The 14,363-nt window shown below is 33.2% G+C and carries 14 protein-coding genes; 5 read left to right on the forward strand and 9 right to left on the reverse strand.

From position 1 onward, the window contains the following. The first annotated feature begins 28 nt into the window (after positions 1-28). On the forward strand, positions 29-745 hold the full coding sequence (locus IHE43_RS22585; RefSeq protein WP_056188232.1) for a LytTR family DNA-binding domain-containing protein: 717 nt from the start codon (positions 29-31) through the stop codon (positions 743-745). Between the two features lie 94 nt (positions 746-839). Here IHE43_RS22585 and IHE43_RS22590 read toward each other — a convergent pair whose 3' ends face one another. Both IHE43_RS22590 and IHE43_RS22595 read right to left on the reverse strand, forming a co-directional pair. Further along, positions 840-1,358 carry a gamma carbonic anhydrase family protein gene (locus IHE43_RS22590; RefSeq protein WP_056188236.1) on the reverse strand — a complete coding sequence of 173 codons (519 nt, stop codon included), beginning with the start codon at positions 1,356-1,358 and terminating at the stop codon, positions 840-842. A gap of 6 nt (positions 1,359-1,364) precedes the next feature. Next, a complete protein-coding gene (locus tag IHE43_RS22595) occupies positions 1,365-2,354 on the reverse strand; it encodes a type IX secretion system membrane protein PorP/SprF (RefSeq protein WP_192185975.1) in 990 nt (329 codons plus the stop codon). A 142-nt stretch (positions 2,355-2,496) separates the two neighbouring features. Here IHE43_RS22595 and IHE43_RS22600 point away from each other — a divergent pair, with 142 nt between their 5' ends. The 3 genes from IHE43_RS22600 to IHE43_RS22610 all read left to right on the forward strand — a co-directional run bounded on the left by IHE43_RS22600 (position 2,497) and on the right by IHE43_RS22610 (position 4,861). Beyond that, positions 2,497-3,396, forward strand: coding sequence for a NifU family protein (locus tag IHE43_RS22600; protein ID WP_192185976.1), 900 nt, complete (start codon positions 2,497-2,499; stop codon positions 3,394-3,396). Positions 3,397-3,554: 158 nt separating this feature from the next. After that, positions 3,555-3,962: a YtxH domain-containing protein gene (locus IHE43_RS22605; protein ID WP_192185977.1), complete on the forward strand. Its 408-nt coding sequence runs from the start codon at positions 3,555-3,557 to the stop codon at positions 3,960-3,962. An 89-nt stretch (positions 3,963-4,051) separates the two neighbouring features. After that, positions 4,052-4,861: a mechanosensitive ion channel family protein gene (locus IHE43_RS22610; RefSeq protein ID WP_192185978.1), complete on the forward strand. Its 810-nt coding sequence runs from the start codon at positions 4,052-4,054 to the stop codon at positions 4,859-4,861. A gap of 7 nt (positions 4,862-4,868) precedes the next feature. On the opposite strand, the gene tsaB is transcribed toward IHE43_RS22610, so the two are convergent. The 7 genes from tsaB to IHE43_RS22645 all read right to left on the reverse strand — a co-directional run bounded on the left by tsaB (position 4,869) and on the right by IHE43_RS22645 (position 12,763). After that, positions 4,869-5,543, reverse strand: a complete 675-nt coding sequence (gene tsaB, locus IHE43_RS22615; RefSeq protein WP_192185979.1) for a tRNA (adenosine(37)-N6)-threonylcarbamoyltransferase complex dimerization subunit type 1 TsaB — start codon at positions 5,541-5,543, stop codon at positions 4,869-4,871. A gap of 27 nt (positions 5,544-5,570) precedes the next feature. After that, the gene (locus IHE43_RS22620) at positions 5,571-6,860 is read right to left on the reverse strand and encodes an efflux RND transporter periplasmic adaptor subunit (RefSeq protein WP_192185980.1); all 1,290 of its coding nucleotides are present in this window, start codon (positions 6,858-6,860) and stop codon (positions 5,571-5,573) included. 6 nt (positions 6,861-6,866) lie between these two features. Then, positions 6,867-8,318: a TolC family protein gene (locus IHE43_RS22625; RefSeq protein WP_192185981.1), complete on the reverse strand. Its 1,452-nt coding sequence runs from the start codon at positions 8,316-8,318 to the stop codon at positions 6,867-6,869. Between the two features lie 80 nt (positions 8,319-8,398). Continuing rightward, positions 8,399-9,517 carry an efflux RND transporter periplasmic adaptor subunit gene (locus IHE43_RS22630; protein ID WP_192185982.1) on the reverse strand — a complete coding sequence of 373 codons (1,119 nt, stop codon included), beginning with the start codon at positions 9,515-9,517 and terminating at the stop codon, positions 8,399-8,401. Positions 9,518-9,556: 39 nt separating this feature from the next. Further along, positions 9,557-10,822: an ABC transporter permease gene (locus IHE43_RS22635; RefSeq protein ID WP_192185983.1), complete on the reverse strand. Its 1,266-nt coding sequence runs from the start codon at positions 10,820-10,822 to the stop codon at positions 9,557-9,559. A 2-nt stretch (positions 10,823-10,824) separates the two neighbouring features. Then, positions 10,825-12,069: an ABC transporter permease gene (locus IHE43_RS22640; protein ID WP_192185984.1), complete on the reverse strand. Its 1,245-nt coding sequence runs from the start codon at positions 12,067-12,069 to the stop codon at positions 10,825-10,827. Continuing rightward, complete coding sequence (locus tag IHE43_RS22645; RefSeq protein WP_192185985.1) at positions 12,062-12,763, reverse strand: ABC transporter ATP-binding protein; 702 nt, start codon at positions 12,761-12,763, stop codon at positions 12,062-12,064. The genes IHE43_RS22640 and IHE43_RS22645 overlap by 8 nt, the downstream gene beginning before the upstream one ends. A gap of 175 nt (positions 12,764-12,938) precedes the next feature. On the opposite strand from IHE43_RS22645, the gene IHE43_RS22650 reads away from it, so the two are divergent. Next, the gene (locus tag IHE43_RS22650) at positions 12,939-14,345 is read left to right on the forward strand and encodes a DUF4403 family protein (RefSeq protein WP_192188278.1); all 1,407 of its coding nucleotides are present in this window, start codon (positions 12,939-12,941) and stop codon (positions 14,343-14,345) included. Positions 14,346-14,363 lie beyond the last annotated feature (18 nt).

A 14,363-nucleotide genomic window follows, 5' to 3' on the forward strand; every position in this document is an offset into this window, starting at 1 on the left:
CTAATTTAACAATCTAATACTGAAACAGATGAAATGTGTAATTATCGACGATGAACCTCTAGCAGTTGAGTTATTAGAAGATTTTGTCCGAAAAGTAGATTCGCTGGAATTGGTTAGCACTTTTAATAATGCCATCGATGCCGTTTCATTTATCAATCAGACGAATGTTGATTTGATTTTTTTGGATATTCAGATGCCTCATTTTTCCGGAATTGAATTTTTAAACACCATAGAAAAAAAGCCTTTAATCATTTTTACAACAGCCTATTCTGATTATGCTGTTGAAGGATTTAATCTTGGTGCTGTTGATTATTTGGTAAAACCAATTCCGTTTCATCGTTTTTTAAAATCAGTAGTACGTGCACAGCAAATTTTCAATCCTGCAGCTACGGTTCAGGCTATTTCTGAAAACACTACTGCTCCCGAATTAGAACAGGATTTTATGTTCGTCAGAGCTGAATATGAGAATGTAAAAATGAATTTTGCGGATATTTTATTTATTGAAGGCCTAAAAGATTATGTAAAAATCTATACAACAGACAATAAGTTTACCCTAACCTTAATTAGTTTAATAAAACTGGAAAACTTACTGTCAAGCAAAGGGTTTTCGAGAATTCACAGGTCTTATATTATCAATATAAAACATGTAAAATCAATTCAGAAAAATAAGGTTTTGATTAGCGATAAACGAATTCCGATTAGTGAAAGTTATAAAAGTACTTTCTTTGAAAAGATCAATCTGTAAATTTTTAAAATTCCAAAAAAAATAAAATTCCAAATTCCAATAAAGTATAAAACACATTGGAATTTGGATTTTTACTTTTGAATTATTTATTATTTTATTCTTCGTTTTTAAACCAGCCCGAATACATTACATAATTGTTTGAAATACGCTCAATTTCACCTGCAAAATCAGATTGGTCAATGTCTTTTACTTTTTTGGCAGGAACACCTGCATAAATACTTCCTGATGTCACAATAGTATTTTGTGTTACAACTGCTCCGGCGGCCACAATTGCATTGCTTTCAACTACACAATTATCCATTACAATAGCTCCCATTCCTATCAAAACATTGTCATGAATTGTACAACCATGTACAATTGCATTATGACCAATTGAAACATTGTTTCCTATAATAGTTGGATGTTTCTGATAGGTACAATGAATAATTGCTCCATCCTGGATATTAACTTTGTTTCCGATTTTAATGAAGTGAACATCGCCACGAATTACAGCATTAAACCAAACACTGCAAGATTCACCAAATGTAACATCGCCAACAATGGTAGCATTTTCGGCAACATAACAATCCTCTGGAATTGAAGGTGATTTTCCGTTTACAGATTTAATAAGCATAAAAAATTAATTAATAGCCGGACAATTACAATCGTAACGTTCCTTTTTACAAAATAAATTGATTCCTAAAGTTATTTGATGGTACCCTCCAGTATCAAATTTTACATCTCCCATTACTTGAGAGTATGTGTACGCAAACATAAAATTTTTAAAATTCACACCTATAATTGGTGTAAAATATTGCAATTTTTGAGATGAAACTCCGCTTCCGCTAAGATATTGTGCACCATCAAAACTTCTTCTATACGATAACGCCGCCCATAAACTTCCAAAATCCATGTTTTTGTAAGCTTTCATGTTTAAATCGATCGATTTTTCTTTCGTCTGATCAAACATTTGAAATAATATTGAAGGTTCCCAGGTAATATTTTCACTTTTGCCAAAAACATATCCGGCGCTCAAAAGATATTTTCGAACATTATCACTTTCATAATCCGTATACAATTCTCTTCTTGTTTCGATCAGCCCCTGAACTGTAGCGTGAGCATAAAAATTTAAGTAATTATAAGACGCACCAACATCAACATTAAAATAAGAATCTTTTTGAATCTGTCCCGAAACAATTGGGTCAAATGTTGTTCCAAATGTTGTTTCGTCTAATTGATTTTGAATTACTCCTCCGCTAATACCAAAAGATAATTGATTCAAATCGATCTCATCTCTCGAAAACATAATGTGATGTGCATACGTAAGCTTTACTCCTTTTTGAGAATGATATCCATTTTTATCATTAAAAACAATAATTCCGGCTCCGGATCTCTCGCCTATTCGACCGTTAAAACTCAACGTTTGAAGTTCCGGTGCATCATCCTGGCCAAACCATTGTTTTCTGGCTGTTAATCTTATTTTCGCACAATTTGCTGCTCCAGCCATAGAAGGATGAATCAAATAATAATTGTCTGATAAATAGTCTGAATAAACAGGAATGCCTTCCTGCGAAAAAGAGTAAAATGAAGTTAATAAAAAAATAAATAAAACTCTGATTCTAAATTCCATAAAGCCAATATTGTTTGAATAAATTATAGACTCCAAATTTAATGCGAATAGTTACAATAAGAATCTTAATTATTTTATTAAAAAACCAAATATAGCTATTAGTAGAAAATAACTTTACTAAATTTGTAAAAAATTACAAATCATGACAAAAATCACCATAAAGGAAACTCAAAATCCCACTATATTAAAATTTGAATTTGAAGATTTCATTACTCAAAATCAAAATTTTGAATTTAAGAATATTGATGAGGCACAGGAATCACCACTAGCACAACAATTATTTTATTTACCGTTTGTAAAAACAGTTTACATTTCAGGAAACTTTATCGCTATCGAAAGATACAGTATTGTAGAATGGGAAGATGTACAAGATGCGGTTGCGGAACAAATTGCAGCATTTGTAGACAAAGGTGGGGTTATTATTAAAATCGACGAAAACAAAGCTAAAAAACAACCCATTACTGTATATGGAGAAACAACTCCAAATCCGGCGGCATTAAAATTTGTGGTAAGCAGAATGTTAACCAGAAATCCGGTAGAATATAAAAATATTGACCAGACTGCTTCTTCTCCATTAGCAAAAGAATTATTCAAATTCCCATATGTAAAAGAGGTTTTTATTGATGAAAATTATATTTCAGTTACCAAATATGATATTAACGACTGGGATGAAATCACTTTGGAAGTTAGAACATTTATCAAACAATTTATCGAAAACGGAGGAACTGTTTTAGATGAAAGTCTAATTGAAGTGACTACAAAAAATGATGTTACTAAAGATGAAGCTTTTGACAAACTGGACGTAACTTCACAACAAATCATTAACATCTTAGAGGAATACGTAAAACCAGCCGTTGCTGCCGATGGAGGAAATATCGCATTCGATTCGTATAATGAAAATGACAAGACAGTGAAAGTTATTTTGCAAGGTGCCTGCAGCGGATGTCCATCCTCTACTTTTACTCTAAAAAGTGGTATTGAAAACATGTTAAAAAGCATGTTAAATGATGAGGCTATTAAAGTTGAAGCTGTAAATGCATAAAAAAATAACATTAGGAAATACAGAAAGCGTTCGCCATTGTTGGGCGCTTTTTTTATTACCTCTTATCTACTTAACTTTCAATAAATTATTTTAACATTAATGCTATAATCCTGTAAAAAAGTCTAATATTGTATTATTAACCAATCAATTATAAAACTATGGGATTATCTTCATTTTTCAAGAATTTATTTGGCTCAGCCAAAGAATCTGCGACAGACTTAGCCAATCAGGCTGAAACTACTTTTGAGCAAGCCAAAGAAGCTGCTACACCTTATATTGAAAAAGCAGAGACTTTTGCAGAAGAGACGATCGCTAAAGCCAAAGAAGCTTCAGAACCAATATTTGACAGCGCAGTTGAATACGCAGGTCAGGCTAAGGATATTGTTAGTGAGTATGTTGAAAAAGCAACTGATTCTATAAGTGATGTAATCGATTCTGTAAAAGAAAAAACAAGTGAATTAACCAGCGACACTAAAGCAATTGCCTCAGAAACTGTGGTTGACGCTAGCGAAACAGCAGCCACTATCGAAGATAAAGCTACTGATGAAATTGCTGACAAAGAATAGATACTTATTTTTCTTATAGAAGAAATATCTTTATATTTGCACAACTAATACACCTTCTCCTTTTGAGAAGGTTTTTTTATTTAATAAACATGATGAGTCCAGAACAACTTAGCGATTATACCACAAAAATCGTTGACATATTAGTTAATTATTCGGCAAAATTAATTTCGGCATTTCTAATTTTATTTGTTGGTATTTATGCCATCCGATTTATAAATAGAATTATAACAAAAGTAATGGTTCAGCGAAACCTGGATCCTACCTTAACCAAATTCCTGTCGGACATTTTAATATGGGCACTAAGAATCTTATTGTTTGTGATTTTTATTTCAAAACTGGGTATTGATACTTCCTCATTTGTAGCCATTTTAGGAGCCATGGGACTTGCTGTGGGTTTATCATTGCAGGGCTCACTTTCTAACTTTGCCGGCGGAATGTTAATTATTCTTTTTAAACCCTTTAAGGTTGGAGATACTATCGAGGCACAAGGAGTTATTGCAACTGTAAGCGAAATCCAGATTTTTGTTACTAAAATGCTCACTGCTAATAATCAGACTGTTTTTGTACCAAATGGCGCCTTGTCAAACGGTACAATTATTAATTACTCTATGCAGGGAGAAAGAAGAGCAGATTTGACTTTTGCGGTTTCTTATGATTCAGATATTAAAAAAGCGAAAGATATACTTATAGATGTTCTAAATAAAAACCCTAAAGTACTTAAAAAACCTGCTCCGGAAGTTTTTGTAAAAAACCTGACTGCTAGTGCAGTAGAATTTGCAGTTCGTCCGTGGGCTAAAAATGTAAACTATGGTGCTGTTTTCTCTGAAACTCTGGAGAATTGCAAAACGGCTTTAGATGAAGCCGGAATTTCAGTCCAGCCGTATACGCTTCAAAAATAAAAAGGTTTTATTGTTTTTTTGATGGAGGTGCCATCATAAAATCTTTTAAATAATAAGGTTCAAAATAAGCGACATCTTCAGTGTCGCTTATTTGATATTTATCGAAACTGATTTTACTCATTGCCGAAGCTGAAGGGTATTTTATATCTTCTAAAAAAATGAAGTTATCTTTCGTCAAAATTGGTTTGCATTTGTCTGCACAGTCTCCAACAAAATAAATTATATCCGTATATGCTGCAAAAGAATCTTCTGTAATAACTTCTGCCAGAATTTCTCTTTCAACTTCCAGATCGGCATTAAAAATTTCACTGTAAACCTCCATTCTTCTGGCATCCAGCATTGGAATTATTTTTCCGTCAGAAACTTTAGCTTGCGATGCTAAAGTCTTCAAAGTATCGACAGCAATCAACGGAATATTTAATGCAAAACATAATCCTTTAGCCGCCGAAACCCCAATTCGTAAACCTGTATAAGAACCAGGCCCCTGACTTACCGCAATTGCAACTAAATCCCGAACTGTAATTCCTGCTTCTGAAATTGCTTCTTCAATAAAAACATGGAGTTTTTCGGCATGCGAATACCCTTCTTCTGCAATTTCCTTACATAAAATTGTTTCACCATTTTTTGCAATTGCTACAGAACAGTTTTTTGTAGCAGTTTCGATATTGAGAATAAAAGACAAAGTATTTATTTTTTAAGATTATAATATTTATTTTTTGGGAGCATCTGCTTTTTTAAGTTTTACCTTATCTCCAGAATTCAATTCTTTTGAAACCGTCGTATAAGGTCCTGTTATCACAACATCTCCTGATTTTAATCCTGACATTACTTCGATATTGGTATCGTCCTGAATTCCTGTTTTAATGATTCTGATTTTAGCTTTATCACCTACTTTCACAAAAACACATTCGAATTTTTTATCACTTTTTGGCACTACTTTTTTCTCATTAGGATCTTCTACTGTAAAATCCTTAACGGATGCTGTATCTGATTTTACAACTACTGAACTAATAGGCACTGCTAATACATTTGCTTTTGTTTTTGTCAAAATATCAACTGTTGCTGTCATTCCGGGTCTAAACGGAGAATAAGAGCTTAGCTGGCCTTCTAACAAATCCTGATAGGATTCTTTTAGAATACGAACTTTAACTTTGAAATTAGTAACCTGATCTGATGTTAGTGTAGAGCTTGCCGAATTAGAAATACTTGTTACAGTTCCTTTAAATTTCTTTTTTAAATAAGCATCTACTTCAACATTGGCTTCATCTCCAATTTTTACTTTCACAATATCATTTTCATTAACATCAACTTCAACTTCCATGTTGTTTAGGTTTGCCACTCTCAAAAGCTCTGTTCCAGCCATTTGTTGCGTTCCTAAAACACGCTCTCCTAATTCTACATTTAAGACAGAAATAGTTCCGTCTGCAGGAGCATAAATTAAAGTACGACCTAAATTATCTTTAGCTTCTGTTACAGACGCCGAGGCACTTTGAACATTGTAATAAGAACTTTGTTTGGTAGCTTTTGCAACCTCAAAAGTTGCAATTGATTTATCCCAATCCGATTTTGAAATTACACCTTTATCGTATAATGTTTTATTACGTTCGTAGCTTGCTTTTGCTTCTTTAAAGTTTGCTTCAGATTGCGATAAACTGGCTTTGGTTCCAGATAAATTAGCAACAGATCTATCTAATCCGGAGGTATATAAATCCGGATTTATTTTTACCAATAAATCTCCCTTTTTAACAACCTGCCCTTCTTTTACATTTAATGCAATAATTTCACCTGAAACCATTGATGAAAGTTTTACCTCAATTTCCGGCTGAATTTTCCCCGTTGCCGAAACTGTCTCTACAATGGTTGAAGCCACTACTTTTGAAATTTCTACCTCTTTTCCTTCATCCTTATTTCCTATTACTCCCGATTTCGAAAGACCTACTAAAACTGCAATAATAACTACGGCGCCTCCTATTAAGAAATAAACTGTTTTTTTTGACATAATAAATTATTTTGTAATAATTGGGACAATTGGAATTCCAAAGTAGAATTCAAGTATTTTTATTTTAAAAATATAATCATATTTCGTTCTGATAACATCAGACTGTGCATTCGTCAACAATGTTTGAGCTTGTGTAAAATCGAATGAATTCATTAAACCTACATCGTATTTTTCTTTAGCATAATTATAAGCCTGCTGTCTCGCTTCTAAAGTTACAGTTGATGACTCATATGTATTTAACGCTCCTTTTGCATTTGTAAAAGCAGTATAAACGTTGCGTTGCAAATCTAAACTTTTTTGCTCTAAATCTATTTTAGATTTTTCTAAATTAACTTTATTTCTTTCTACATTATTTCGAACTGAGAAACCGTTGAAAATTGGAACAGAAAGCTGAAAACCAAATGATTGTCCTTTATTGTCACTAAATTGATCTAAAATAGGCTGAGGCCCACCTAAAACAGGCGTAAAATTGTCTTGTAATACTGCCTGATTTGTTCCTTCAACAAAACCAATCTGAGATGTTGGATTTGCAGTATTTGGAGTAGCTCCTATTACAATATCAGAGTAACTTGCTCTGGTATTAAAATTATAAAAAGCACTTAAAGTTGGCTGATAAGCTCCTTTTGCAATGGCTACATTTTTCTGAGCAATTTCAAGATTAGTCTGCGCCAGTTTTAATTCTGTTCTTGTTTCTTTTGCTTTATTGTAAATATCAATTGGGCTTTGGGCCATGATATTATTTTCATCTTTAGCATTTGTATCATCAATAACATCAAAATCTGCAAATTCTTTTAATTGTAAAAGCTGCGCTAAACTTAATTTTGAGATCAGTAAATTATTCTCTGAAACAGTAATCGCTTGTTGGTCTGTTGCAATAGTAGCTTTTAGATCATACAAATCTCCTCTTGGAATTGTTCCTGCATTTACCATTTCTTCAGAACGTTTTAATCGCTTTTCATCAATCGATAATTGTTCTTTTTTTACTTTTAGCTCTTCTTTATAAGATAAAATTTGAAGAAAAGCATTCGCAACATTCAGCGAAATATCTTCCTGCATTTTCAATAATTGATACTGCGATGCAATAATAGAAAGTTTCGTTCTTCGATACGTATTTTGGATTTGTAAACCTTTGTAAATATCAACTCCGGCACTTAAACCTACTGATGAATATTGAGTTGTCTGATTACGCAAAAGACCTGTCGTAACATCTTGATTCAAACCAATATTCCAAGAGTGTGAAGCATTTCCATTTACTGACGGAAGATAATTTCCAAAAGCATCTTTTTTATCTATATCAGCATTTTTTACGTCTAGTTCTGATAATTTTATCGTGATATTATTGTCTAGTGCATATCGTACACATTCTTCCAGTGTCCATTGTTTTGTTTGCGCCTGGGCTGATAATCCAAACCCTAAAAGTATAGCAAAAACAAGACTATTATATTTATTTATTTTCATATATTTTGAATCAAAGCACAGTAAATGAACCATGCAAATTTAACATTTTATAAACCCAAAAAACTCTTTATACTTTCAAATTATTTTTTTTCCTCTCCTTCACTGATCAAGCCCTGATTCCAGATTTTAATTTTATCTGAATCTTTGATACCGCTTTTAACCTGAACGTATATTCCGTCACTAACACCCAGAACTAAATCTTTTCTCTGAAACTTCTGTGGAGCTGTTTCGATTTCAACATAAGGCTTTTGAGTTTTCTTGTCAAATTGAACTAATGATTCTTTAATTGCCAAAACTTTGTCTGCTTTTTCTAAAATAATAGAAGCATTTGCACTTAATCCGGCTCTGATAAAAGTAGCATCTCTGTTTTCTAAAGAAGCTTTTATTTCAAACTGAATTGCACCATTTTCTACTACACCCTTTGGAGCGATATCCGTCAGAACAGCATCGAATTTTTTATTCTCGATTGCACCAACAGTAATTTCAATTGGCATCTGAACTTTGATTTTCCCTACTTCAGATTCATCTATTTTTCCAATAAAAATCATTCTTCCAACATCTGCAACGCTGGCAATTGTAGTTCCTTCATTAAAGTTATTACTTTCAATAACCTGATTTCCAACTTTTACCGGAACCGCTAAAACCATTCCGTTTACAGTTGAACGAATTAAAGTATTAGCATAACTTCCTAACGAAGTTGTTGTTCCTGTTTTTACAATATCCAAACTTTGTCTTGCAGCTAAATAATTTTGTTTCGCCTGAGTATAAGCTAATTGAGCTGCATCAAAATCGTTAGCGGAGATTACCTCTTTTTCAAATAAGGTTTTTTGTCTTTTATAAATTTTCTCCTGATTATCTAAAGCGATTTTAGCTGTCTGTACCTGATTTTGAGTACTGCTTACATTAGATACATTGGCAACAACTCTAATTTTAGCAATCATGTCGCCTGCTTTAATTTTCTCACCAGCTTTGATATATACTTCTTCAATAATACCTGAGATATTTGGTTTGATTAGGACCTCTTCGTCAGGCTGAATGTTACCAGTTGCAATGGTGGTTTTTACGATCGTTTTAATCTCTGCTTTCTCCGTTTTAAAAACGATTGGAGACTCTTGATTTTTCGCATACAAATAGTAAAGTGCGCCAAAGAAAACTAAAGCAATAAAGATTAAAATGGTTACGGTTACTCCTTTTTTCATTTTGTTTTTGGTTTAATCGATTATATTTTGATTGATAATTTATTCTGTTCGCAAAGCATCTACAGGCTTCACATTAATTGCGGTCTGCGCCGGAATAAATCCTGCCAGCAAACCAGATCCTACTAATATTAATAATGCTACAAATACTACTCCCAAATCAACACTTGGGTTAGCAAACATAGTGTTACTTCCGGGGGGCATCGAATCTAAAACCATATTTAAAATAGCAATGATTCCTGTTGCGACGGCAATTCCAAACATACCCGAAATAATAGTTAAAAATATAGATTCAGACAAAATTTGTCCACGAATAGCACCAGGCGTTGCGCCTAAAGCCCTGCGGATTCCAATCTCCTTGGTACGTTCTTTAACTACAATAAGCATAATATTCGAAATTCCGATCACACCTGAAATTAAAACCAGTGTTCCCACGAAATAAGCAATGATTTTTAAGATGTTAAACAAACTCTGTACTTTGTTGAATTGCTCATACAAATCAAAATTACCCACGGCTCTGTCATCTTTCGGATTTATGGAATGAAGTGATTTTATAAGCTCCAGAATCTTCGGTTTTAAATCGGTTATTGAAGTTTCATCTTTTGCCGTAAGCGCCATCCAACCCACTTTATCTCCATAATTAAACGCTTGTTGGAAAGTCGTAAACGGGACGAAAATATTCTTTTGTTCCTGCTCCGCATTTCCGCCTTGCTGTTTAGAATGATAAACGCCAACTACCATGAAATTAATTCCATTTACTTTTATGTAGGTCCCAATCGCTTCTTCTTCTTTTCCATACAATTCACTAATAACACCTTTTCCAATCACAGCAATTTTTCTTCTCTCAAGAATATCCTGCTGGTTGATAAAACGACCTTTTATGATATCCATTGGTTGTTGTTTAATCAACTCCGGATAATCACCATAAACCGTAAATGCTGAAGTTTTTGTACCACGCACCACATTATTTGTCCCATTAAAATCGCCTAATTGATTTCTTGGTGAAACATATAATAAATCGGGCAAAGCTGCTTTTAATGCTGCTACATCACTATTTCTAAAATCATAACGACGGGTTTTAGGCAAACCTTTATAGGCTTTTGATGTTGTCTGACTCCACATAAACATAGTATTTGTGGCAATTCCGTCAAAACCTTTTTTGATACCATTTTCTAATCCATTTCCGGCTGCTAATAATATTACCAAAATAAATATACCCCAAAACACACCAAATGCAGTTAGAGTTGTTCTGAAAACATTGGCTGTTAAGGCCTGTAAAATCTCGTCCCAATTATCTTTCTTAAACATAATTATTCGTCTCTAAGTGCTACAATAGGTTTAATTTTGGCGGCTCTGTATGCCGGAAAAAATCCTGCCACTGCTCCGGCAAATACAAGTAGAGCCAGTGTTGTCAATGCCACGCTGAAATCGACTTCGGGATGTTGAAAATATTCACTCTGCACCATCGGGCCAACAAATTCCAATAATAACAAACTTGCCAAAAGCCCAACAAAACCAGCAATCGTAGTAATAAAAATCGACTCATGAAGTATCATTGAAATAATTGAAAACGGAGATGCACCAAGTGCTTTTCTAATTCCAATTTCTTTTGTTCTTTCTTTTACAATAATAAGCATGATATTACTCACACCAACAACCCCGGCAATGATAGTACAAATTCCTACCCACCAAAAGAACAATCTTATATAAAGATTTAAATCATAAAACTGTTTAGCATCTTCAACCGAATTATAAACACCAACACCACCGTCATCTTCAGGAGCTACCATATTTCTACTTTTCAGCAGATTCTTCAAATCTTGTGTGAATTTTTTAGATTGTGCTAAAGCTTCGTCATAATCATTTGTTTTTTTCATTGTAAAAAACAAATTGCTTATTTTATCTCCGCCGCCAAAAGCTCTTTGCACTGTCGTTAAAGGTAAATAAGCTCTCGCTTCTTCTCTTTCTCCTCCAGGATCAGTAAAAATGCCAACTACTTTAAAATTAATACCATTGATTATGATTTCTTTACCTAAAGCATCTTTGTCTTTAAAAAGATCCGTTTTAATTTTCATCCCGATACAGGCTACCTTCTCATTATTGGCCAAATCTGAACTATTTACATATCTTCCCTGAACTATATTTAGATTTTCGATTCCGCCATAATCGGGCGTAACACCTCTGTATTGATAACTTCCTGATTCTTTTCCGTACGAAAATGGAGCTCCCCAAAAATTATAGGTTGATGCTCTCATATCTAGTTTATCATCAAATTTCTGTACAGATTGATTAAAGTCTGCGTCTCTATACTGAATTTGTCTTCCGGGATTCAACCCTTTATACTCTTTTGTAGTTGTTCCGGACCAAACTTCAATAATTCCGGCGGCGTCACGTTCGAATTGTTTTTCAATTCCATTCTGAAGTCCTTTACCTGCACCAAGCAAAATCACTAAAATAAAAATACCTGAGGCCACGGAAACTCCGGTCAGGAATGTTCTTAATCTGTTTTTAGAAATTGCTTCGAATATTTCTTGCCAACGCTCAATATTAAACATAAGATGAAGCTCTAACTTGTTCTACCTTTTTATCATCGATAATTAATCCATCTTTCAGGACCACATTTCTTTTGCACATTGCGGCAATATCAGGCTCGTGTGTAACGATCAAAATAGTTTTACCTTCATCGTTAATTCCTTGAATAAGTTCCATAACCTCGTATGAAGTTTTGGTATCTAAAGCTCCTGTTGGCTCATCTGCCAATAAAACTTTTGGGTTTGAAGCCAATGCCCTGGCGATTGCAACACGTTGCTTTTGACCTCCGGAAAGTTCATTTGGTAAATGGTGTGAATGTGAACCCAGACCCACTTTTTCCAAATATTTCATTGCAATTTCATATCGCTCTTTTCTCTTTACTCCCTGATAATATAATGGCATCGCCACATTATCTAGTGCAGTTTTATAATTGATCAAATTGAAAGATTGAAAAACAAATCCTAAAAATTTATTTCTGTATTTAGAAGCGATCGTTTCATTCAGCTTTTTAATAGGAGTTTTATCTAAAATATAACTACCAGAATCAGCCTCGTCCAAAATTCCTAAAATATTAAGAAGTGTCGATTTACCTGAACCAGAAGATCCCATGATAGCAACTAGCTCGCCTTCTTCAATATTAAAATTTATTCCTTTTAATACATGTAATTCTGAACTTCCCATTTTATAGGATTTATGTAAATCTTTGATTTCGATCATGATACTGTTAAATTTTAAAACAATAATAACATTTTTATTAAGTAATTTATGGTAAGAAAACGTTAATAATTTCGTTTTGATATTACAATAAGACTCGATTCTTTATCAAATGTTACACATTTTAAGATAATATAATTGTTTTCTTAATTTTGTATCACTCAAAAAAATCTTAATGATGAAGTTTTTATCCATTTTCTCTTTATTCACGGCACTTGCACTGTTTTCAGGATGCTCAGCATCTCAAAAATTAGAAACCTTAAAACCTGAGCCAGATGATGCAAGTCCTTTGGTTTATGATGCGAATCCATCCTTTATTAACCTGCCAATAACGGTAAAATTGACTGATATAGAGAATCAGACCAACTCGATTTTAACAGGATTAATTTATGAAGACAATAATATCGAAGATGATGATATTGAGATGAAGATTTGGAAACAGGCTCCAATAAAAATCCAAAATGATCCGGCAAATCCGGATAAAAAGATAAAAACAATTCTGCCTTTAAAAGCAACTATTAAATATAGAATTGGAACCAAAAAACTAGGCGTTGAACTTTATGATACTCGTGAATTTAATTTGAATGGAGTTATAACTTTATCCAGCGAAGTGGCTTTAACAAATTGGAAATTAAACACCAAAACTGAATTAAAATCTCTAGACTGGAATGAAAGTCCGACAATGTTAGTTTTTGGAAAAAGCATGCCGATAACTTATTTGGTTAATCCAGCAATTACTATTTTTAAATCTAAAATTGAAAAGAAAATTGATGAAGCGATAGAAAAATCAATGGATTTCAAGCCAAATGTTTTATCAGCCTTAGAAAAAATATGTACACCATTTCAAATGAGTGATACTTATGAAAGCTGGTTAAGAATTACTCCTGTTGAAATTTATTCAACCAATGCAAAACTTAAAAATGATTTGTTTTTATTGGATATGGGAGTGAAATGTAATATGGAAACTATTGTTGGCAAACAACCTGAATCTAAATTCAATGCTAATAAAATTGTTTTGAAACCTGTTGCTAAAATTCCAAATCAGATTTCAGCGAATATCGCTGCAATTTCAACTTATATTGATGCTTCTAAAATAATGACCAAAAATTTTGCAGGTCAGGAATTTGGTTCAGGAAGCAAAAAAATAACGGTAAAAAATGTTACGATCTGGCATAAGGATGGAAAAATGGTGATTGCACTGGATGTTTTGGGATCTATAAACGGAACGCTTTATCTAAATGGATTTCCACAATATAATGCGCAGACAAAAGAAATCTATTTTGAGAAACTTGATTATGTTTTAGACACCAAAAGCAAATTAATGCGTACTGCAAGCTGGTTAGGTCAAGGTTATATTTTAAGAAAAATGGAACAAAGTTGTCGCTATTCGATCCAGCCCAATTTAGAAGAAGGCAAAAAAAGCATGGCATCTTATCTTAAAAACTATTCTCCAATGCCAGGTGTGTTTGTAAATGGAAAAATGGAAGACATTCAGTTTGATAAAATACAGTTAACTAATCAGGCTATTATTGCTTTTATAAAAATAAACGGAACAGTGAATGTTTCTGTTGACGGATTAAAATAGAAGTCAGAATAAAAAGAA

Source organism: Flavobacterium sp. MDT1-60 (genome assembly GCF_014844035.1).
Taxonomy (GTDB): domain Bacteria; phylum Bacteroidota; class Bacteroidia; order Flavobacteriales; family Flavobacteriaceae; genus Flavobacterium.